This window comes from Saccharothrix coeruleofusca, from assembly GCF_017876325.1.
Lineage (GTDB): Bacteria > Actinomycetota > Actinomycetes > Mycobacteriales > Pseudonocardiaceae > Actinosynnema > Actinosynnema coeruleofuscum.
The window spans coordinates 6,308,987-6,329,624 of the sequence record NZ_JAGINV010000001.1; the positions used below are offsets into that span (position 1 = coordinate 6,308,987).

Below are 20,638 nucleotides of genomic sequence, written 5' to 3' on the forward strand. Positions count from 1 at the left end.
TTAGTTACCTACAGGGGAGCGCACATGACCCGCACCTGGTTCATCACCGGCACGTCCTCCGGCTTCGGCCGCGAGCTCACCGAGCAGCTGCTGCGCCGCGGCGACCGCGTCGCCGCCACCGCGCGCCGCCCGCACACCCTCGACGACCTCGCCGCCCGCCACGGCGACCAGCTCTGGCGCGCCGCCCTGGACATCACCGACACCACCGCGCTGCGCGAGGTCGTCGACCGCGCCTTCGCCGAACTCGGCCGGATCGACGTCGTGGTCTCCAACGCGGGCTACGGGCTGTTCGGCGCGGCCGAGGAGCTCACCGACGAGCAGATCGACCGCCAGATCGCGACCAACCTCACCGCCTCCATCCAGCTCGCCCGCGCCGCCACCCCGCACCTGCGCCGCCAGGGCGGCGGGCGGTTCGTCCAGATCGCCAGCGTCGGCGGCCAGATCGCCTTCCCCGCGATGAGCCTCTACCACGCCACCAAGTGGGGGATCGAGGGCTTCTGGGAGTCCGCCGCCGCCGAGCTCGCGCCGTTCGGCATCGACGTGACCATCGTCGAGCCCGGCGTGTCCCGCACCAACTTCGGCGCGGGCGGCTCGGTGCTCGGCCCGCCGCTGCCCGAGTACGCCGACGGCCCCTCGGGTCAGCTGCGCCGCATGGCCGCCGGGGAACTGCCCCCGCTGCCCGCGCCCGGCGACCCAGCCAAGATCGCCGCCGCCATCATCGCCCGCGCCGACCAGGCGGGCGGACCGCTGCGCCTGACGCTGGGCTCCGACGCCTACGCGCTGGCCACCGACGCGCTGGGGAACCGCCTGCGCGCCCTGGAGGCCCAGCGGGAGCTGGCCCACTCCACCGACGCCGACAGCTGAACCGAGGAGCGGAGCCGTGTTCGACTTCACCGGCAAGACCGTCCTCGTCACCGGCGCCCCCGGCGCGCTGGTGGGCATCCGCGCCGCGGCCCCTCGATGCGCAAGGCGGGCGGTGGCGCGATCGTCGACGTCAACTCCATCGCCGGGCTCACCGCCGCGCCCGGCCTGGCCGCCTACAGCAGCAGCAAGTGGGCGCTGCGCGGCCTGACCCGCACGGCCGCCAAGGAACTGGCCCCCGACGGCATCCGCGTCAACGCCGTGCACCCCGGCATCATCGACACGCCACCGGCCTACGGCCCCGATGGCCGGGAACTGGTCCCGGTCGACGACTTCGCCATCCCCCGCATGGCCTCCCCGGACGAGATCGCCGACTTCATCCTGTTCGCCGCCTCCGAGCGGGCGCGCTTCGCCACCGGCTCCGAGATCGTCGCCGACGGCGGCTTCGGGCTCGGTCCCATGTCCTGACCGCGCACCGGCTCGGACCATCCACAGTGGACTCGCGCTCGACGGCGCGGGCCGGGCACGTGACCGCGACCACATCCACCCGCCGACCACCGCTCCCCCACGGCGGTCCGCTGCCTCGGTAAGCTGTGGCCGAGGGCTGCTAGCTCAATTGGCAGAGCAGGAGACTTTTAATCTTCGGGTTCAGGGTTCGAGTCCCTGGCGGCCCACCAAAGCCCCTTCCGCCGGAACGGACGCATTCGGCGCGGTGCCACCCCACCGGAACGGGTGGCACCGCTGGTGAGCGGCCCCGCTGCCCACTAGGGAGGAACCATGCACCTGTTGATGGCGTTCGCGCTCGCCGCCTCGTTCGCGCCCGCTCCCGGCGAGCTGATCAGCTACGACGAGCGGGTCCCCGCGGGCGCGCGGGCGACCGTCATGGTCCTGCCGGTCGCGGGCCGCACGGCGGTGGCGCTGCGCGTGACCGGCCTGCTGCCGCACCGCGACTACGGCACGCACGCGCACGTCAACCCGTGCGGCCCCAAGCCCGAGGACGCGGGCCCGCACTACCAGAACGTCCCCGATCCGGTGAGCCCTTCCACAGATCCCTCGTTCGCGAACCCGCGCAACGAGATCTGGCTCGACTTCACCACGGACGGTCGCGGTCGCGGCATCGCTCACACGGTCGTGCCGTGGCAGTTCACCGATCGGCGGGCGAACTCGATCGTCCTGCACGCGGAGCGCACCCACACCGAGCCCGGTCACGCGGGCACGGCGGGCGCCCGGCTGGGCTGCCTGACGGTCCGCTTCTGAGAACTGTCGCACCCCTCGGGCAGGGTGTCCGCCATGACCGCGAAGATCGAACTCCTGCCCTGGTCCGAGGGCGACGTCGACCTCCTCCGCCTGCTCAACGCGCCCGAGCTGACGGCGCAGCTGGGCGGCCCCGAGACAGCGGAGCAGGTCCTCGCCCGGCACCGGCGCTACCTGGCGCTGACCGGGGGCCGGATGTACCGGGTCAGCGTCGGGGGTGAGCAGGCGGGCTGCGTCGGGTACTGGCCGCGCAGCCGGCACGACGCGGAGGTCCACGAGGTGGGCTGGAGCGTCCTGCCCGCGTTCCAGGGCCGGGGCGTGGCCTCGGCCGCCGCCGAGGCCGTGGTGCGGCGCGCGGGCGGCAGACCGGTGCACGCCTTCCCGCGCGTCGACCACCCGGCGTCGAACGCGGTGTGCCGCAAGGCGGGCTTCACCCTGCTCGGCGAGTGCGACTTCGAGTACCCGCCGGGCAACCCCATCCGCTGCAACGACTGGGTGGTGGCCGGATGAGCCGGGTGAGCGCCCCGAGCAGCACCCGCCCCGCCTGCGCGCACGGGGTTCGGGTAGCGCCGCGCACAACGGCCTTTCACCGGGTGCGCAGCGGCTAGCCTGGGAGCGTGGCTCCTGCGATCCCCCCGCTCAAGATCGGCCCGTACGCGGTCGACCCGCCGGTCGTGCTCGCGCCCATGGCGGGCATCACGAACGTGGCGTTCCGGCAGCTGTGCCGGGAGTTCGGCAGCGCGGGCTCGCTGTACGTGTGCGAGATGATCACCGCTCGGGCGATCGTCGAGCGCGACCCCAAGACCATGCAGATGATCACCTTCGGCGAGGGTGAGCACCCGCGCTCGATGCAGCTCTACGGCGTCGACCCCGCGTCGATGGCCGAGGCGGTGCGGTTCATCGTGGGCGAGGACCGCGCCGACCACATCGACATGAACTTCGGCTGCCCCGTGCCCAAGGTGACCAGGAAGGGAGGTGGCGCGGCGCTGCCCTACAAGCGGCAGCTCTTCCGCCGGATCGTGCGCGCGGCGGTGCGCGCCGCCGAACCCGCCGGGGTGCCGGTGACGGTGAAGTTCCGCATCGGCATCGACGACGAGCACCACACCTACCTCGACGCGGGTCGCATCGCCGAGGAGGAGGGCGCGCAAGCGGTTGCGCTGCACGCGCGCACGGCCTCCCAGCGGTACTCGGGCCAGGCGGACTGGTCGGCCATCGCACGGCTGAAGGAAGCCGTGACCAGCGTCCCGGTGCTGGGCAACGGCGACATCTTCAGCGCCGCCGACGCGCTGCGCATGGTCGCCGAGACCGGCTGCGACGGCGTGGTGGTCGGGCGCGGCTGCCTGGGACGGCCGTGGCTGTTCGGCGAGCTGCAGGCGGCGTTCCGGGGCGAGCCGGTCCCGGCCGGGCCGGACCTGGGCGTGGTCGCCGAGGTGCTGCGGCGGCACGGCGTGCTGCTCGCGGCGTTCCTCGGTGAGGACAAGGGCATCCGCGACCTGCGCAAGCACATGGCGTGGTACCTGAAGGGCTTCCCGGTGGGGGCGGAGCTGCGCCGGTCCCTGGCGATGGTGAGCACCGTGGCGGAGCTGGAGGACCTGATCGGCCAGCTGGACCCGACCGCGCCCTACCCGCAGGACGCCGAGGGGCCGCGCGGGCGGCAGGGCTCGCCCGCGAAGGTCGTGCTGCCGGAGGGCTGGCTGGACGACCCGGAGGACGCCATGGTCCCCGACACCGAAGAGATGCACTCGGGTGGGTGACAGAGGCCGCTTGCGGGGCGCGTTGCTGACCGTCTGCGCGCTGCTGCTGGCCGGGTGCGGCTCGGCCGTGCCGGGCGCGGCCCGCCCGCTGCGGGTCACCGACGTCGAGCGCCAACTGGTCGAGGGCTACTTCACCGACCTCAACGAGGCGGGCGGGCAGGGCATGGCCGAGCAGCGCGAGCTGCTGCGCGACACCCAGCACCCGGACTTCCGGGAGGACGAGTGCGAGCTGCCCAGCGGCACGCTCAGGGTCCAGCCGACCATGTCCACGCTGCGGTTGGACGCGGACTGGACACCACCGGGGGAGGACGAGCACCCACGCGGGGTGGTCCTGGTGGTCGCGGTGACCGTCACCCTGCTGCAGGACGGCGCTGAGCTGGGCAGTCAGATCGGTTCCCAGCACGTCGTGCTGCTCAACGGCAAGGCGTACGGCTTCGCGCCCTGCGCGGGCTGAGCAACCGGCGATCACGCTCCGCCAACTCGATCATCGAACGTCACCGTTTCGGGGCAGTGCACAGTCAGCCAGTCGAGGGAAATCAACCTGTGACGCGTCCCGCCGGCTCAAGCGCCGACTCATGAGGGACGACACCTTGGCAAGTAGGGAGGTGAGCACGATGACCGCATTGCGACCAGAGGTCGCCGAATCCGACCGCGCCCGCCAGCCCGACGGGGCGCCATCGGCGTCCGGGGGCACGGACCTGGTGCAGCTGCACGAGTCCATCGCCGCGCTGCTCGCCTCCCGAGGCCAGTGGCGCCAGGCGTACCAGCACCTGCGGTCCGCGTTCGACCTGGTCTGCGCCGACCAGGAGGAGGAGCCGCAGATCCCCGAGCAGCTGCGCCGCGAGGTCGACCGGCTGCGCCGCGAGCACGCCGAGGCGCGCGAGCAGAGCCTGCGGGACAGCCTCACCGACAGCTACAACCGCCGCTACCTCGACCAGCGGCTGGTGGCCATGGTCAGCGAGCGCGGCGCCACCCGCGGCGGGCTGGCCATCGCGCTGATCGACCTGGACTGGTTCAAGCAGGTCAACGACACCTTCGGGCACCTGCTGGGCGACCGCGTGCTCCAGCGCGTGGTCGAACTGCTGCAGGAAGACCTGCCCGAGGGCGGGTTCTGCGCCCGCTACGGCGGCGAGGAGTTCGTCCTCGTGCTGCCCGACGTCGACCCGGCGAGCGCGGTGGAGATCACCGAAGCGGCGAGGATGCGTGTCGAGCGTCACGCCTGGGCTTCGCTCGCGCCGGGGTTGCGGGTGACCGTCAGCATCGGCCTGGCCTACGAGCCGCCCGCCGGGGACGCGGTGTCGCGGCCCCCGGTGGCACCGGAGCAGCAGTTGTTGCGGGCAGACAGCCTGCTCTACACCGCGAAGCAGTCCGGGCGGAACGCCGTGGCGTACCGGGAGGGCGGTCGGGTGCGTCTCGCCGGTCCCGCTTCTGGGCGACGGGGAATCGCCGAATCCCGCGTCGTTGGTTACTGAGCAACGAGGACAACTCACCCATTCGGGCGTAGCCTGCTGCGCGTACTTGGCTACTGACGACCCCTGTATCACCGGCAGTGGTCGTCAGGACTGGCGCTCATCCGTAGTATCGCGTGCGCAAGTGACACGCCGTTGGTGCAACCACTGTGTCCTTGATGTCGTCAACTCGTGATGACGACCCGCTAATGACCGACGCTGAAGGGAGATCGGGTGCCCGACGAGCCCCGCCGTGGCGGCACCGGACCCCGAGGCGAGCAGACGCCGCAGGACGACCAGCCGACCGGCCGTCGCCGCAGGTCGCTGGAGACCGGTGGCGGGCTGAGCGTGTCCGACCTGGTGGAGCGGCACAGCCGCACGAACATCCCCAGGCCCGTTCCGCCCGCCCAGCCCGAGCCCGGCACCGGGCGGCGCGCCGCCCCGACCCCGCCTCCGGCCGCCGAGCCCACCGGTCGCCGCGCCGCCCCGCCCCCCGCGGCACCGCCCGCCGACCCCGGACGCAGACCCGCGCCGCCGCGCGAAGCCGGTCCGCACCCGGTTCCCGGCAGCGCGCAGCGGCCCCCCGCGCCCCCGCGACCGGACGAGACCGGCCGCCGCGCCGCGCGCCCACGCCCCACCCCGCCCGCGAGCGGTGAGCCCTACCCCCCGGAGCCCGGCCCGCGCAGGCAGGCGCCGGACGCCACCGGCACCCGTCCCCGTCCGCCCGCCCCCGGTGAGCCCACGGGCCGCCGCGCCCGTCCCGAGGAACCCGCCGGGGAACCCACGGGCAGGCGCGCGCGCCCCGACAGCCCCCCGCACACGGGCCGCCCCGAGGAGACCGGCCGCCGCGCCCGCCGCGCGCTGCCGGACGAGGAGCCCCCGCGCCGCAGCGCCCCCGAGGCCACCGGCAACCGCCAGCCCAGGCCCGTCCCGCCGAGTGACGCCGCCCGCCGCCTCGCGGGTGAGCCGAGCCAGCGGCAGCCGCGCCCCGTGCCGCCGGGCGAGGACGCCGCGCGCCGCCCCCGTCGCCTGGCTCCGGGCGAGGACGGCCCCGAGCACGACCTCCCCGCCGCCGAGGGCGGTCCGCGCAGGCAGGCACCCGAGGCCACCGGCAACCGCACGCCACGCCCCATTCCCGGCGAACCAGACGGCCCCCGCAGGCTCGCCCCCGAGCCCACCGGCGCACGCCATCCGCGCCCGGTCCCCGGCGAGCCCACCGGCGCACGCACGCCACGCCCCATCCCCGGCGAGCCCGAAGGTCCGCGCAGGCTCGCGCCCGAGGCCACCGGCAACCGCACCCCACGCCCCATTCCCGGTGAGCCCGGGGGCCCCCGCAGGCTCGCGCCCGAAGCGACCGGCGCACGCACACCCCGTCCGGTCCCCGGTGAGCCCGAGGGCCCCCGCAGGCTGGCACCCGACGCCACCGGCGCACGCACGCCACGCCCCGTCCCCGGTGAGCCCGAGGGCCCCCGCAGGCTGGCACCCGAGGCCACCGGCAACCGCACCCCACGCCCCGTCCCCGGCGACGCGGGCGCTCCCGAGGGCACCGGCACCCGGCAGCCGCGCCCCGTGCCGCCCCCCGGTCCGCCAGCAGGCGAACCCGCCCTGGGCGCGCGGCCCGGCCCCGAACCACGCGAGCAGATCGACCCGATGAGCCTCACCACCGAGATGGAGGCCATCAGCGAGGACGTGAAGAAGCGGCGCGAGGTGGACCACACCCTCGCCCGGTTCTCCGCCGTCCACGACGAGCTGGCCGAGCAGGAGCGGCTGCGCAAGGAGCGCAGGCAGAAGCTCATGCCGTGGAAGGCCGAGCACGACGAGGACGCCACCGAGTACGCCGCGCCCGTCGAGGACGACGACCCGGACGACCCGGACACCCCGCGCAGGCGCGGCCGCACGCCCAAGCACAGCAAGATCGTCCGCATCATCAAGGGCCTGTCGCTGTCCGCCTCGGCGATCGTGTTCATCGCCACCGGCCTCGGCTGGGGCGCGATGCTCTACGTGGACAGCAAGTTCACCGAGATCGACGCCCTGGGCGCCAACAGCCAGGCGGTGCACCAGGCCGAGAAGCAGCTCGGCGACGAGAACTTCCTCATCGTCGGCTCGGACACCCGCGCGGGCGCCAAGCCGCAGGACGGCGTCGGCGACGCGCAGAACACCCAGGGCGCGCGCTCGGACGTGCTGATGCTGGCCCACATCCCGGCCGACCGGAAGCGCGTGGTGATCGTCTCCGTGCCGCGCGACCTGCGGGTCACCCGGCCCGCGTGCGAGCAGTGGGACCCCAACACCAACACCTACACCGGCACCATGCTGGAGCCCGCGGAAGGCGTGCTGGCCAACCAGTCCTATGCGGACGGTGGCCCGAAGTGCGTCAGCAAGTTCATGACCGAGCTGACCGGGCTGACCATCAACCACTTCATCAGCGTCGACTTCAACGGCTTCAAGGGCATGGTCGACGCGGTCGGCAAGGTCGAGGTCTGCGTCCCCCACGTGATGGACGACGGCGAGCTGGGCATGATCTTCGACAAGCCGGGCAAGTACCAGCTCGACGGCCAGAAGGCGCTGGACTACGTGCGCGCCCGGTACGTCAAGACCGAGCCCAACGGTGACTTCGACCGCATCAAGCGCCAGCAGATGTTCCTGTCCGCGCTGCTGCGCGAGGCGCTGTCCAAGGAGATGCTGCTCAACCCCAGCAAGCTCAACGCCTTCCTCAACGCGTTCGCCGCGTCGACCGTCGGCCAGAACATCGGCGTCGAGGACATGCTGATGCTGGGCCAGTCCCTGCAGGGCCTGGAAGCCGGGCGGGTCAGCTTCGTCACCGTCCCGCACTACACCGACGAGGGCCCGACCCTCGACACCGGCGACAACCTGGAGATGCTGCAGGAGGAAGACGCCCGCAAGCTGTTCCAGGCCATCATCGACGGCACCCCGCTGCCCGGCGAGACCCCGGACGCCGGGTCCACCCCGCCCGCCACCGAGCAGAAGGCCGCGCCCACCAAGCAGGAGGGCAAGGTCGTCGACCCGAAGACGATCAAGATCCAGGTCATCAACGGCGACAGGGCCAACAACGCGACGCCCACCCGCACCGCGAACAACCTGAAGAACCTGGGCTTCACCGTCGTCAACGCGAGCAGGGGCTCGTCCGACAAGACCGTCATCAAGTACGCCACCGGCAACGAGGACGCGGCGGCCACCCTCAAGGCCGCGGTGCCCGGCGCCCAGCTCGAGGTCGACGAGAGCATGGGCGGCGCGGTGGCCTTCGTCATCGGCCCCGACTGGGACGAGGTGATCCAGCAGCCGCAGCAGGGCCAGCAGGGCGCCGACCCCGGCGAGAACGCCCTGCCGTCGAACCTGCCCGTCGTGAACGGCAACGCCGACCCCTGCGCCTAGCGCACGTGGTGGGATCGCCCCAGCTCCAAGGGGCCGATCCCACCACGGACTGGATGTTCCGGGTTCACCTCCGGTTCACCGGCGCATGTCGCCCGCGCGACCGCCGGGACGTAGGCTGCCCCCATGCGTGAGGCCTACCACGACCAGCTCGGACAACTCGCGGACCGGCTCGCCGACATGTGCGGCATGGCGGGCGAGGCGATGCAGAACGCCACCAGGGCACTGCTGGAGACCGATCTCGGTCTCGCCGAGCAGGTGATCGGCGACGACGTCAAGATCGACGACGTGCGCGCCAGCATCGAGGAGCAGGCGTACGCGCTGCTCGCGCTCCAAGCCCCGGTCGCCACCGACCTGCGCACCGTGCTCGCGGTGATCCACGCCGCCGAGAGCGTCGAGCGCATGGGCGACCTGGCGCTGCACGTGGCCAAGGCCGCCCGGCGCAGGCACCCCAACCCGGTGCTGGCCGACACCGTGCGGCCGTACTTCGCGGAGATGGGCCGCATCGCCGTCGAGCTGGCGCGCGAGGCCACCGACATCATCCGCACCCAGGACGTCGACCGCGCCCGCTCGCTGGAGGACGCGGACGACGCCATGGACGACCTGCACCGCCACCTGTTCACCGTGCTGATGGACAAGGACTGGCCGCACGGCGTGCCGTCCGCGGTCGACACCACCCTGCTGGGCCGCTTCTACGAGCGGTTCGCCGACCACGCGGTGTCCGTGGCCAAGCGCACCGTCTTCGTGGTCACCGGCAAGATGCCCGGCTACGGCGGCGACGACGCCTAGTTCAGCAGACCGTTCAGCTCCTGGGTGAGCTGGGCGGCGATGCGCGCGTTGTCGGCGGGGGCGTGGGTGAGCCACTTCTGGCCGTCCTGCCCCTGCCGCGTCTGCGACATGTAGCGGCCCTGGTCGTTGTCGAACCAGGCGATCTGCGGCGCGCGCTGCTCCCGGCCGTGCCTGCCGCGCACCGTGACGCCGAACTGGCCCGCGCGCAGCTTCGGCCGCTCGAACACCGCCTCCAGCGCCCGCACCTGCGCGGAGCCCGTGGAGTGCGGTGCCACCGCGCGGGTGAACGTGCTCTGGCCGAAGTCCTCGTCCCGCCGCGGCGGGGGCGGCGGCGCGGCCGACGGCACCGCGACCGTCACCGACTGGCCCGGACCCGGCCTGCCCGGAGGCACCAGGTCCACCACCGCGCGCACCAGCCCGGCCGAGCGCAGCACCTGGACCTTCAGCTGCCGCTCGTCCAACGTCGCCAGCGCGGCCGCCTCACCCCGCGCGCCCGCGCGGACCAGCAGCTGGCGCTCCACGTTGCGGGCGTCCAGCGAAGCGACCGCGTTGAGCGAGAAGTCGAAGCGCACCAACATGGTGAGCGCCTCCTCCACCTCGGCCGACACCCGACCGCGCGCGGCCAGGCCGCGCGACTCCAGGTCGCGGTAGACCGCGTTGCGGATGCCGCGCCGCTCGTCGAGCGTCTGGCCGAGGTAGGGGAAGTCGAACGGGTAGGGACGGCTGCCGAGCTTGAGGTCCTCCCACAGCACGTCGGCCGCCGCGTGGGACAAGGCGAACGAGAACACGCTCACCCGCCGATGACGGGAGGCGCGACCATCGTGCCGTCCCCGAAGACGTCCTCGGTCTCCACCAGGTAGGACGCGGACTTGTGCTCCTTGTCCTCGTCGCCCTGGCCCCTGGCGGGCGCACCGCCCATGCCACCCGCGGCCATGCCACCGGGACCACCGCGACCCGCGCCCGCGGGCCCGAAACCACCGGCAGGCCCTGAACCCGTGGGCCCGAAACCCGCCGCGCCGGAACGCCCGGCATCGCCGAGCACACCCGCACCGGGCGCGCCACCCAGGCCACCGGGACCGAAGCCACCACGACCACCCGCCGCGGCCATGCCACCGGGCCCGCCGAGACCACCGCCTCCGGCACCGCCCAGACCACCGCGACCGCCGCCGGGCAGGCCACCGCCGCCAGGACCACCACGACCGGGCCCACCCAGGCCCGGCGGACGTCCGGTCGGCGTGCCCGGACCGGGCCGCCCCTGACCGGGACCGGGCGGAACGGGAGGCACCCAGCCACCGGGACCGGGGTAACCACCGCCACCACCCGTGCCGCCGCCACCACCGCCACCGCCGCCGGTGCCACCCGTGCCGCCGCCGCCCGTGCCGGGCGTCCAGGACTGGTTGGTGTTGCCGCCCGTCCCGCCGGTGCCGCTGCCGCCGGTGAACCCGGAGCCGAAACCGCTACCGCTGCTCGACAGGTCGGCACCCGTACCGGTGCCGGTCCCGGTGCCGGTCCCGACGCTGCTGGGCATCGTCGGCCTGCCGCTGATCTCCCCGGTGCCGGTGCCGACGCTCTCACCGCTGCCGCCCGTGCCCTGCATCGGAGGCGGTGGGGCGAACGCGGGCATCGTCGAACCCGCCTCCTGGAAGGAGGTCGACATGGTCGTCATGACCTCGGCCGCCCGCTCGTGGGCCTGCTGCTTCTCCTCGAACTTCTGCTCGATCTTGTCGATCGTCTCGGCCCACTTGAACGGGTTGGGCTCGGAGAAGAACATCTTGTAGGCGTCGGCGGTGCTGAACTCCACCGGCTCGGGCATCGAGTTCTTCGCCGTCTCGGCCGCGGTGCGCTGGCTGTAGAGCTTGTTGCCCGTCAGCTGCGCCGCCTGCGCGGCGTTGCCCGACCAAGCCGCGACACTGGTGAAGTACCCCTGCGCCGCCTCGGCCGCCTGCCCCTGCCACGCGCCCTTGCTGGTCTCCGTGGCCTTGGTCAGGTTGTTCTGCAGGTCGACCAGCGTGTTGCCGATCTTGGTCCACGCCTCGCCCTGCTCGTTGGCGGAGGCCGGGTCCATGTTCTCCGTGACCATGGACTTGAGAGCCTTGTGGTCGTAGCCCATGTAGAACGACCCGGCGGGCGACATCGGCGGGCGGTAGCTCTCCACTACCTGCTCGAGGTTCTGCTCCTGCTGCTGGTGGTACTGCGCCGACTGCTGCTTGTACCGGATGTAGTCGTCGAACGTGGTGAGGACACCGAACGGACCGTTGGCATCGCGCTCGCGCTCGTACTCCGCGCGCAGCTCGGCCTCGTTCTGGCCTGCGTAGGTGACCCTCGTCGCGTGGTGGTTGTCCCCTTGCGACGGCTGCGAGTTCGGCGATGTCACGGCTGACTCCCTGGTACTTACTTGGGCAGCTTCGGTTCAACGGCGGCAGCGACCTTCGTCACCGCGTCACAAGCCTCGTCCAGTGACACGTTGGCGGTGGCCACAACGTCAATCCTGGACGACGTTGTCACCTCCATCGCCACCGCGCAGGACGAGGCGGAAAGCGTCTTCTTTACCAGCTTTGCCTTGCGGGAACCGACCTGGGTGTCGGACGGTTCCGCATCGGGTAGCAGGTTGTAATCGGCAATGCCACTGTCCAGGTGTACGTCAAGTCGAATGGACACCGACTTGGAGTACTCGGCATCACAACTCGTGCTGTCGGCCTCCTCGATTTCAGTGAGTCCGAACCGACCCGCCACATCATTGAATGGACCGCATGGATCGAACCCCGCCAAGGACGTGCCACCTGACGTGGAACTGACCGAGGGGATACTGGCGTTGGTGCTGGTTCCGGTCACCGCAGTCGTGCTCGCAGCGGATGGATTCCCCTGCTCGCCACCACATCCGGCCAGTCCCACGCCGAGCAGCATGAACGACACGGCAGCCCGAACTACAGTGGTCCTCATCAACTGCACCCTCACCTCAGTAGCGTTGAAAGCTATTCGAGTGGTCATCATCAACAGCGCGGTAATTTTCCACAGCCTTCTGCATGGCCAGCCGCGCGTCTTCGAGTGCGGTTCTGAGCTGCTCTATCGCGGGCACGATTCCGGTAGTACCCGGCCCCCCCTTAGCGCTTTCAATGTTGTAGCGACTCATGGCCTTGGCATCGGGGCTGGTGCCCAGCTTGGTCTCCTGCTGAAGGTCGTTCAGATGGTTGTTCAGCTTCCGCAGGTCCTGCTGGGCATCCTCGATGGCCTTGATGTACGCCTGGGCGCCGGACTCGCTGATCGCGAACGAGCCCGACTCGGCCGCCTGCTTCAGGCCCCGCATGCTCGACGTCATGGCCTGCATGGACTGCGCGCTCCACGCGCCCTCTAGCGCCACCACTACCCCCTGCGGATCACACACCCTCAACCCAGCACGGTACCGCTCCCGGACCTGCCACGTCCCCACTTCGACGCCAGTCGCACGCGACCGGTTCCCGACCCTAGCGCAGGACTGGATCACCACGGTTGAGCGACAGCGACTCGCCAAGCCGCACCAACGGAGTTCACAACGTTGACGTCACGAAGATGCAGTCATCTCGCCAACTACCGCGCAGGAGGCGCCTCTACCCACGTCGACTCAAGGCTCGCCCTGTCCTGGAATATCCCAAGTCGGACCGCACCCCACGGTCAGCGACACGACTGTCCAGCTGAACGCCCAACCACGGCTTACAGATTCCACAACTCGAGACACCAGGCCCTGCGCCCCCCGCGCTGCGGGGTGCTCACCGCAGCATCGTCGGCACCGCGAAAACCAGGCGGACCGCTCACACTCATGATCCACACAAGCACCCGTCGAACAGTGGTCGCCACCCTACGACGACTGCGGGTTCGGCGATGCCACGGCTGACTCCCCGGTACTTACTTGGGCAGCTTCGGTTCAACGGCGACGGCGACCTTGGTCGCCGCATCACAAGCCTCGTCCAGCGAGGCGTTCGCAGAGGCGAACACGTCGAAACGCGACGTCGCGCTCACTTCGACGGCCACCGCGCAGGAGGACGAAGTAAGGGCTTTCTTCACCAGTTTCGCCTTCCGACCACCGACACTTGTGTCCGAAAGTTCGGAGGTGGGTTCCGGCCTGTAATCAGCAAGGCGCCGGTCCGCGTGAATGTCGAACTGGACCGTCACTGTCTTCGAGTAGACAGCGGAACAACTGTCGCTGTCATCCTCCTCGATCTCGATGAGGTTGAACTGAGACGCAATAGAGCTCAGTACCTCACAAGGATCAACGCTTTCCAGAGTGATGCCTGCTGCCGATTTCGAAGTCGACTGAGTCGTCCCAGGCGCGTCAGTGGTGGTAGTGGTGCTCACCGGTGACGCATCCCCGACTTCGATATCGGAGCACGATGCAAGCGCCAGCCCTGCCAGCAGTAGCGACGCGGTAGTCCGAACTGCGGCGGTCCTGATCAAGTGCACCCACACCTCAGTAGCTCCGGAAGTTGTTCGCGTGGTCGTCGTCCACAGCGCGGTAGTTCTCCACCGCTTTCTGCATCGCCGCCCTGGCATCCTCAAGAGCGGTCTTGAGTTGCTCGATCGCGGGAATGATGCCGGTGGTCCCAACTCCGCCCATAGCACTTTCCAAGTTGTAGCGGCTCATTGCCACGGCATCGGGACTGGTCCCAAGCTTGGTCTCCTGCTTCAAGTCGTGAGTACTGCTCTCGATCCTGCGAAGATCCATTTGGGCGTCATCGATGGCCTTGATGTACGCCCAGGCGCCGGACTCGCTGATCGCGAACGAGCCCGACTCGGCCGCCTACTTCAAGCCCCGCATGCTCGACGTCATGGCCTGCATGGACTGCGCGCTCCACGCACCCTTCAGCGCCACCACTACCCCCTGCCGACCACACACCCTCAACCCAGCACGGTACCGCTCCCGGACCCGCCACATCCCCACTTCGACGCCAGTCGCACGCGACCGGTTCCCGACCCTAGCGCAGGACTGGATCACCACGGTTGAGCGACAGCGACTCGCCAAGGCACTCCTGACGCGAAAGGCTATCTACCTCCATCACCGCGCCTCACGCCTCGCCAAGAAGTATCAGCGGAGACCACGACGTTGGCGTCATGAGGATGCGGTCATCTCGCTGACTACAACACAGCAGGAGAACATCTCCCCCACCTCGGAGACAAACCACAATCGGCGACGCAACTGTCCGGCTGAATGTCCAGCCAGGGCTTGCGGCTTCCATAGCTTCAGCGCCACAACTCGTGACAGCAGTCCCCATGGTCCTGCACAACCCCACGTAAGCATCCGTCGAGCAGAGGTCGCCACTCTACAACGGCCACGGGCCCAGCGATACCACGACTGCCCCTTTAATACCTACTTGGGCAGCTTCGGTTCAACAGCAGCAGCGATCTTCGTCGCCGCATCACAAGCCTCGTCTAGTGACACATTGGCCGAAGTGATCACATCCACACGTGACTTAGCATCGACCTCGAGAGCGATCATGCAGGCACTGCTGGTGAACGCCTTCTCAACCAACTTGGCCTTGCGACCGTTAATTCGGGTGTCCGAGATCTCGGCATTCGGACCGCCCTTGGCCTCCGCGATGCCGAGCTCAGGCCATGCTTTCAAGGTCACTCCGGTACTGGTGGAGTACTCCGCTTGACACTCTTGAGTGCCCACCTCTTCGATCTCTGTAAGGCCGAATTGCCCGGCAACCGACTCGAGCACTTTGCAGGAGTCGAAGTCGGCAAGCGTGTCCCCACCGTCTGGTGCCACGGAGGTGGACGACTGCGACGTTTCAGTGGTCCTGCTTGGCGTTGTAGTTGTTTCAGGTGACGGTGAGCCTCCCTCGCCACCGCCGGAGCAACCCGCAAGAATGAGCCCAGATACTACGAACGGCAGCGTGAAGCGAGTCGCCGAAATCCTCATCAACTAGTTCCCTCGGTTAATAGCGCTGGTAGGTGCTCGCGCTCGCGTCGTCAACGGCGCGGTAGTTCTCGACGGCCTTCTGCATCGCCAAGCGTGCATCCTCGAGGCAGATCTTGAGCTGTTTCAAGGCGGGAACGATGCCAGTGGTTCCAGCACCTCCGGCCGGCTTTCCATGTTGTAATCGCTCATCCGCTGCCCGTCCGGCGACGCACCGAGCCTGGTCGGCTGCTGAAGGACCACCATGTGACGTTCAAGTTGGCGGATTTCCTGCTGGCATCCTCGATGGCCTTGATGTACGCCTGGGCCCCGAACTCGCTGATCGCGAACGAGCCCGACTCGGCCGCCTACTTCAAGCCCCGCATGCTCGACGTCATGGCCTGCATGGACTGCGCGCTCCACGCACCCTCTAGAGCCACCACTACCCCCTGCGGATCACACACCCATCCTCAACCCAGCACGGTACCGCCACCGGACCCGCCACGTCCCCACTTCGACGCCAGTCATGCGCGGTCGGTTCCGACCCTAGCGCAGGACTGGATCACCACGGTTGAGCGACAGCGACTCGCCAAGCGGCACCAACGGAGGTCACGACGTTGACGTCATGACGATGCAACCATCTCACCGACCACCACACGGGGGAGACGTCTTCACCCACATCGCCCCAAGGCCCCCTCGCTCTGGCATCTCCCCCTGGGCAGCCACCCGCAGCCGATGATGCTGCTGTCCGGATGAACGTCCAGTCAAGTAAGGCTTGCAGACTCACCACTTCGGAGTCACCAGCAGAGGTCGCCGACCTATGACGGTTGCGCGAGGTCGGCGATGCCACAACTGACTCCTTGACACCTACTTGGCCAGCTTTGGACCAACGGCAGCAGCGACCTTGGTCGCCGCGTCACAAGCCTCGTCCAGCGAGGTGTCTGCAGAGGCTGCGATGTCGACTCTGGACGACGCGCTCACCTCGACGGCAACAGCGCAAGCTGTAGTTGAGGCCGACTTCTTCACCAGCTTGGCGTCGCGGGAACCAATGTTGGTCTCGGTGATCTCCGCATCCGGGCCCGGTACGTAATCCGCCAGTCCTTTGTCAGCGTGAACATCCAGCCGTACGGAGACGGAGTCGGAATACACCGCATTACAGCTTTCAGTGCCGTCTTCCTCGATCTCGGTCAGCCCGAACTGCTCCCCGATGGACGCAAGAACAGGGCACGGCTTCAAATCTACCAAAGACGAGCCAATCGATTGCTTTGTTGTCGACTTAACTGCGCTCCCGGTGCCAGCGTCAACGGTAGTGGTAGTAACCGCGGGTGATGCACCGCCGGTCTCACCGCTGGCGCAGCCCGACAGCACCGCCCCCAGAAGTACAAGTGGCACGACACCGCGACCCGCATCAATCATGATCAATTGGCCCCTCACCTCGGTCGCTCCTCACGGCGCTTGCATGGTCATCATTAACAGCGCGGTAGTTGTCCATAGGCTTTCCGCCTGGCCGCACTAGCGTCAGCGAGGGCAGCCTTGAGTTGATCGATCGCCAGCAAGATGCTTGCGCCCCCCGCAGCGCTCCCCAGGTTGTAGCGGCTCATCGATCGACTGTCCGGGATGGTATCCGACTTCGTCTTCTGCTGGAGGTAGTGCGCTCGCACTCGGTGGTCCAGTTTGCGGAAATCGTCCTGGGCGTAATTAATGACTTTGCGGCAATCCTGGGCGCCAGACTCGCTGATCGCGAACGAACCGGCCTCGGCCGCCTGCTTCGGACTCAGCATGCTCGACGCCATAGCCTGCCACGACAGCATGACTACCGCCCATGGTGCTCACCTGGGCAACTTCGGTTCAACAGCGGCAGCGATATCCCGCGCCGCCTTGCATGCCTCCTCCAACGATGCGTTGGCGGAAGCGATGACGTCAACTCTAGACGTTGAACTGACTTCGACTGCGATGAGACAAGCACTGCTTGAAAAGGCCTTCTCGACCAACTTGGCCTTACTCGCCCCAATTGCGGTGTCCGAGATCACCGAGTGGAAAACCCCGGTCACATCCTTCAACCCCGAAGACGGATGCACTTTCAACCCAAGAGACACCGACGGCGGGTACTCTGCGTTACATTGTTGATTCCCCACATCTTCGACATCTATGAGACCAAACTGCCCGGCCACCGAATTCAGAACTGCACACGAGTCGAAATCAGCTAGCGATTTTTTGGACACCACAGAAGGAGACGTCATGGTCGCCCCGCTCCTCGCGATGGTTGTCGCAGCCTGAGATTCAGGTGAAGCTACACCCCCTTCACCGCTAGTAGAACACGCTGCGAGCACGAGTCCCAGCGTGGAAAGCGGCAATACGAGTCGAGCCGCAGAAGTCCTCATCGGTAAGTTCCTCACCTCGGTAACGGTTGCACGCGCCTGCGTTGCCATCATCTGCCAACCGGCAGTTCTCTGCAGATTGCCGCTTTGCAGGGAGAATGCCTTCCAAAGCGACCCGTATCAACTCTTAGGTTCCCTGCGCTGCAAACCCCACTTCAGGCAGCAATCGACGACGCGGCTCATCGGATGAACCTCCGGCCGGGACTTGCGGATTCTACAAATCGGCACCACAACTCGTGGCAGCAGTCCCTGCCGCCTTGCGGCGTAGGATGCTCACCGCAGCATCATCCGCATCGCGAAAACTAGGCCAATCACTCGTACTCGTGATCTGCTCAACCACTCGTCGCGTTGACCCGCGCAGGCACCCGCCGAGAGGATCACCCCCTACGACGACTGTGGGTTCGGCGACGCCACAGCCAACTCCCTAGTACCTACCTTGGAAGCTTCGGTTCAACGGCGGCTGCGACCTCGGTCGCAGCATCACAAGCCTCATCCAGTGAAGCGTCCGCAGAAGCTGCGATGTCAACTCTGGACGACGTGCTCACCTCGACGGCAACGGCACAAGACGAGGAGGTAAGCGCCTTTTCCACCAGTTTCGCCTTCCTACCACGGACGCTCGTATCGGAGATCGCCGAACTGAGCCCCGGTGAGTAGTCTGCCAAGCCCGCGTCCGGGTAGATGTCGAGCCGAACGCTGACCGAATCGGAGTACACCGCATCGCAACTGGTGCTGTCGCCCTCTTCGATCTTCGTCAACCCGAATTGAGAGGCGATCGACTCGAACACTGGACAGGGCTTGAAGTCCGCCAGTGATGAACTTCCCTCCGCCGAAGCAGATGTCGTCTCCACCGTGCTTCTTGCAGTGGTGGTTGTCGCCGTCTCGGCGGACGGATCGCCGGGTTCAGCGCTACACGACGTCAGTGCCAACGCCACGAGTACAGCCGACAAAGCCAGCCGAGCCACAGTAACCCTGATCAAGTTCACCTTCACCTCAGCAACTCCGAAGGTTGTTCGAGTGGTCGTCGTTAATCGTGCGGTATTTTCCCACCGCTTTCCCATCGCCGCTTTGACATCGACGAAGGCCGTCTCCAATTTCCGCCTTGGTGCTTACCTGGGCAACTCCGGTTCAGTAGCACTAGCGACCTTGGTCGCCGCGTCACAAGCCACATCCGGCGACATGTCAGCCGATGTGATCACGTCCACGCGCGAGGTGACACCGACCTTAGTAGCGATCATGCAGGCACTGCTGGTGTACGCCTTCTCGACCAACTTGGCCTTGCGGCCGTTGACTTGGATATCCGAAATTTCAGCATTCGGATCTCCTTTGGCCTCCGCGATGCCGAGTTCAGGTCAGGCTTTCAAAGCAACTCCGCCCCTGGCGAGTACTCGGTTTGGCACTCTTGAGTGCCCACCTCTTCGATTTCGACAAGACCGAAGTTCCCGACAATCGACTCAAGCACCTTACAAGAATCGAAATCAACGATCACGTTCCTCCCATGCGATATCGTGGAGGATGACCGCGACGTACCCGTGACCCTGGTTGACGTCGTGGTCATTGCCGTGACGGCGAACCTCCTTCGCCCCCACCGAAACAACCGACAAGGGTAAGTCCCAACACTGCGAGCAATAGTGTGGAGCGAGCCGTTGAAGTGCTCATTAGCCAGTTCCCTCGGTTGGCAGTTCCGGTAAGCACTCATGTTCCCGCCGACAACGGCTCGATACTGCGCAGCAACCGCCAACCAGCGTAATTTTCAAGCGTTGTAAAAATTTCAGCATGGGAAGTGGTCACCTCCGGCTCCGGCTCTCATGGATAGCCTTCGTCGAGCACTACCGGAAGTAAGCACCTACTTCGGGAGCTTCGGTTCGACGGCAGCAGCGACATCTGTCGCCGCCTTGCAAGCTTCGTCCAGTGACGCATTTGCGGAGGCCACCACGTCAACCCTGGATGAGGTGGTCACCTCGACGGTAACCGCACACGAGGTGCTCGACGCCGGTTTCGTCACACGTTTCGCCTTGTGGGCACCCAGCGCAATTTCCGAAATTTCAGAGCTGCCACCCGGAACGTAGTCCTCGATCCCCAGTTCCGGGAACGCCTTCACCCGGACCGAGACGGTACCCGCGTACCTGCCCTTGCATTCCTGCGTGCCGTCTTCCTCGATAGCGGTCAAACCCACCTGAGCGGCAACGGCGTTCATCTCGACGCAGGGGTCGAAGTCAGCAAGCAGGCCGCCACCGAGGGAAGTCGTCGCAGTCGTCGTTCGGCCTGCCGTTTCCGACTCGGGTGCAGCACCTCTAGTGGGTTGAGGCGCGCCGGGCTCCTCCTGTGAACAACCCACCAGCACCAAGCCGAGCACAACGATCGGCAGGACTGATCGGATCAGCGGACTCCTGGGCAACTGGCTCCCCATTTCAAAGACCCTCAGTAATGCTTGTAGGTGTTGGCCGCGTTGTCATCGACCTCGCGGTAGTTCTCGATCGCCTTCTGAAGAGCCGTCTTCGCGTCTTCCAGGGCGGTCTTCAACTGGTCAATGGCCGGAATGATGCCCGTCGTACCCGTTCCGCCGAGCGCACTGTCCACGTTGTAGCGACTCATCGCCCGACCGTCAGGACTCGTACCGAGCTTCGTCTCCTGCCGGATGAGGGCAATTTTCGAGTCGAGGTCGGTGAGGTCGAACTGCGCGGCCTCGATGGCCTTGATGTACGCCTGGGCACCGGACTCGCTGATCGCGAACGAGCCGGACTCGGCAGCCTGCTTCAGTCCCCGCATGCTCGACGCCATGGCCTGCATCGACTGCGCGCTCCACGCGCCCTCTAACGCCACCACTACCCCCGCTGGTCAGGTCTTTGGTCTGACACCGTACCGCTATCGACCCGTTGCTGTACGCGACATGACACATGC

At 67.8% G+C, this 20,638-nt stretch carries 21 protein-coding genes and 1 tRNA gene; 11 read left to right on the forward strand and 11 right to left on the reverse strand.

Annotated elements, in window-relative coordinates; translation table 11 throughout:
• Nucleotides 1-24 precede the first annotated feature (24 nt).
• From JOF41_RS28815 to phoU, 10 genes are all read left to right on the forward strand, one after another.
• On the forward strand, nucleotides 25-864 hold the full coding sequence (locus JOF41_RS28815) for an SDR family oxidoreductase (RefSeq protein ID WP_189223958.1): 840 nt from the start codon (nucleotides 25-27) through the stop codon (nucleotides 862-864).
• Nucleotides 865-960: 96 nt separating this feature from the next.
• Nucleotides 961-1,329, forward strand: coding sequence for an SDR family NAD(P)-dependent oxidoreductase (locus tag JOF41_RS28820; RefSeq protein ID WP_209623210.1), 369 nt, complete (start codon nucleotides 961-963; stop codon nucleotides 1,327-1,329).
• A 133-nt stretch (nucleotides 1,330-1,462) separates the two neighbouring features.
• Nucleotides 1,463-1,538 (forward strand) — tRNA-Lys (locus tag JOF41_RS28825).
• Between the two features lie 100 nt (nucleotides 1,539-1,638).
• Nucleotides 1,639-2,118, forward strand: a complete 480-nt coding sequence (locus JOF41_RS28830) for a superoxide dismutase (RefSeq protein ID WP_189223956.1) — start codon at nucleotides 1,639-1,641, stop codon at nucleotides 2,116-2,118.
• A gap of 33 nt (nucleotides 2,119-2,151) precedes the next feature.
• A complete protein-coding gene (locus JOF41_RS28835; protein ID WP_189223955.1) occupies nucleotides 2,152-2,625 on the forward strand; it encodes a GNAT family N-acetyltransferase in 474 nt (157 codons plus the stop codon).
• Between the two features lie 107 nt (nucleotides 2,626-2,732).
• Nucleotides 2,733-3,869, forward strand: a complete 1,137-nt coding sequence (gene dusB / locus JOF41_RS28840) for a tRNA dihydrouridine synthase DusB (protein ID WP_229795744.1) — start codon at nucleotides 2,733-2,735, stop codon at nucleotides 3,867-3,869.
• A complete protein-coding gene (locus JOF41_RS28845) occupies nucleotides 3,862-4,323 on the forward strand; it encodes a hypothetical protein (protein ID WP_229795743.1) in 462 nt (153 codons plus the stop codon). Before dusB ends, JOF41_RS28845 begins: the two co-directional genes overlap by 8 nt.
• 160 nt (nucleotides 4,324-4,483) lie before the next feature.
• Nucleotides 4,484-5,341, forward strand: coding sequence for a GGDEF domain-containing protein (locus tag JOF41_RS28850; protein WP_189223954.1), 858 nt, complete (start codon nucleotides 4,484-4,486; stop codon nucleotides 5,339-5,341).
• A 210-nt stretch (nucleotides 5,342-5,551) separates the two neighbouring features.
• Entirely contained in the window at nucleotides 5,552-8,707 is a 3,156-nt protein-coding gene (locus JOF41_RS38425; protein ID WP_209623212.1) for an LCP family protein, read from the forward strand.
• A 123-nt stretch (nucleotides 8,708-8,830) separates the two neighbouring features.
• Nucleotides 8,831-9,493, forward strand: coding sequence for a phosphate signaling complex protein PhoU (gene phoU / locus JOF41_RS28860; protein ID WP_189223952.1), 663 nt, complete (start codon nucleotides 8,831-8,833; stop codon nucleotides 9,491-9,493).
• Here the strand turns inward: phoU and JOF41_RS28865 are convergent.
• The 8 genes from JOF41_RS28865 to JOF41_RS28905 all read right to left on the reverse strand — a co-directional run bounded on the left by JOF41_RS28865 (nucleotide 9,490) and on the right by JOF41_RS28905 (nucleotide 16,796).
• On the reverse strand, nucleotides 9,490-10,287 hold the full coding sequence (locus tag JOF41_RS28865; protein WP_189223951.1) for an ESX secretion-associated protein EspG: 798 nt from the start codon (nucleotides 10,285-10,287) through the stop codon (nucleotides 9,490-9,492). The genes phoU and JOF41_RS28865 overlap by 4 nt on opposite strands.
• Nucleotides 10,284-11,867, reverse strand: a complete 1,584-nt coding sequence (locus tag JOF41_RS28870; RefSeq protein WP_209623214.1) for a hypothetical protein — start codon at nucleotides 11,865-11,867, stop codon at nucleotides 10,284-10,286. The genes JOF41_RS28865 and JOF41_RS28870 overlap by 4 nt, the downstream gene beginning before the upstream one ends.
• Before the next feature lie 17 nt (nucleotides 11,868-11,884).
• Nucleotides 11,885-12,397, reverse strand: coding sequence for a DUF3558 domain-containing protein (locus JOF41_RS28875; RefSeq protein ID WP_209623216.1), 513 nt, complete (start codon nucleotides 12,395-12,397; stop codon nucleotides 11,885-11,887).
• 52 nt (nucleotides 12,398-12,449) lie between these two features.
• Complete coding sequence (locus tag JOF41_RS28880; protein ID WP_307867556.1) at nucleotides 12,450-12,851, reverse strand: hypothetical protein; 402 nt, start codon at nucleotides 12,849-12,851, stop codon at nucleotides 12,450-12,452.
• A gap of 521 nt (nucleotides 12,852-13,372) precedes the next feature.
• Nucleotides 13,373-14,017, reverse strand: coding sequence for a DUF3558 family protein (locus JOF41_RS28885; protein ID WP_244989717.1), 645 nt, complete (start codon nucleotides 14,015-14,017; stop codon nucleotides 13,373-13,375).
• Nucleotides 13,935-14,153, reverse strand: a complete 219-nt coding sequence (locus JOF41_RS37450; RefSeq protein ID WP_244989718.1) for a hypothetical protein — start codon at nucleotides 14,151-14,153, stop codon at nucleotides 13,935-13,937. Before JOF41_RS37450 ends, JOF41_RS28885 begins: the two co-directional genes overlap by 83 nt.
• A gap of 678 nt (nucleotides 14,154-14,831) precedes the next feature.
• Nucleotides 14,832-15,233: a DUF3558 domain-containing protein gene (locus tag JOF41_RS28895; protein WP_209623220.1), complete on the reverse strand. Its 402-nt coding sequence runs from the start codon at nucleotides 15,231-15,233 to the stop codon at nucleotides 14,832-14,834.
• Nucleotides 15,234-16,229: 996 nt separating this feature from the next.
• Nucleotides 16,230-16,796 (reverse strand): DUF3558 domain-containing protein, encoded by a 567-nt coding sequence (locus tag JOF41_RS28905; RefSeq protein WP_209623222.1) that lies wholly within the window; start codon nucleotides 16,794-16,796, stop codon nucleotides 16,230-16,232.
• Nucleotides 16,797-17,063: 267 nt separating this feature from the next.
• Between JOF41_RS28905 and JOF41_RS28910 the strand changes: the two genes are divergently transcribed.
• The gene (locus JOF41_RS28910) at nucleotides 17,064-17,489 is read left to right on the forward strand and encodes a hypothetical protein (protein WP_209623224.1); all 426 of its coding nucleotides are present in this window, start codon (nucleotides 17,064-17,066) and stop codon (nucleotides 17,487-17,489) included.
• Nucleotides 17,490-18,171: 682 nt separating this feature from the next.
• On the opposite strand, the gene JOF41_RS28915 is transcribed toward JOF41_RS28910, so the two are convergent.
• The 3 genes from JOF41_RS28915 to JOF41_RS28925 all read right to left on the reverse strand — a co-directional run bounded on the left by JOF41_RS28915 (nucleotide 18,172) and on the right by JOF41_RS28925 (nucleotide 20,527).
• Nucleotides 18,172-18,831 carry a hypothetical protein gene (locus tag JOF41_RS28915; protein ID WP_209623226.1) on the reverse strand — a complete coding sequence of 220 codons (660 nt, stop codon included), beginning with the start codon at nucleotides 18,829-18,831 and terminating at the stop codon, nucleotides 18,172-18,174.
• Nucleotides 18,832-19,583: 752 nt separating this feature from the next.
• Nucleotides 19,584-20,147, reverse strand: coding sequence for a DUF3558 domain-containing protein (locus JOF41_RS28920; RefSeq protein ID WP_209623228.1), 564 nt, complete (start codon nucleotides 20,145-20,147; stop codon nucleotides 19,584-19,586).
• Between the two features lie 11 nt (nucleotides 20,148-20,158).
• Nucleotides 20,159-20,527, reverse strand: coding sequence for a hypothetical protein (locus JOF41_RS28925; protein ID WP_244989719.1), 369 nt, complete (start codon nucleotides 20,525-20,527; stop codon nucleotides 20,159-20,161).
• Between the last annotated feature and the right edge of the window lie 111 nt (nucleotides 20,528-20,638).

Bases quoted from the DNA above. Each gene is read 5' to 3' on its own strand.
- JOF41_RS28815 (WP_189223958.1), top strand. From the start codon at position 25: ATGACCCGCACCTGGTTCATCACCGGCACGTCCTCCGGCTTCGGCCGC.
- JOF41_RS28820 (WP_209623210.1), top strand. From the start codon at position 961: ATGCGCAAGGCGGGCGGTGGCGCGATCGTCGACGTCAACTCCATCGCC.
- JOF41_RS28830 (WP_189223956.1), top strand. From the start codon at position 1,639: ATGCACCTGTTGATGGCGTTCGCGCTCGCCGCCTCGTTCGCGCCCGCT.
- JOF41_RS28835 (WP_189223955.1), top strand. From the start codon at position 2,152: ATGACCGCGAAGATCGAACTCCTGCCCTGGTCCGAGGGCGACGTCGAC.
- JOF41_RS28850 (WP_189223954.1), top strand. From the start codon at position 4,484: ATGACCGCATTGCGACCAGAGGTCGCCGAATCCGACCGCGCCCGCCAG.
- phoU (WP_189223952.1), top strand. From the start codon at position 8,831: ATGCGTGAGGCCTACCACGACCAGCTCGGACAACTCGCGGACCGGCTC.
- JOF41_RS28875 (WP_209623216.1), bottom strand. From the start codon at position 12,397: ATGCTGCTCGGCGTGGGACTGGCCGGATGTGGTGGCGAGCAGGGGAAT.
- JOF41_RS28885 (WP_244989717.1), bottom strand. From the start codon at position 14,017: ATGCCAGGGCGGCGATGCAGAAAGCGGTGGAGAACTACCGCGCTGTGG.
- JOF41_RS28910 (WP_209623224.1), top strand. From the start codon at position 17,064: ATGACTTTGCGGCAATCCTGGGCGCCAGACTCGCTGATCGCGAACGAA.
- JOF41_RS28920 (WP_209623228.1), bottom strand. From the start codon at position 20,147: ATGGGGAGCCAGTTGCCCAGGAGTCCGCTGATCCGATCAGTCCTGCCG.
- JOF41_RS28925 (WP_244989719.1), bottom strand. From the start codon at position 20,527: ATGCAGGCCATGGCGTCGAGCATGCGGGGACTGAAGCAGGCTGCCGAG.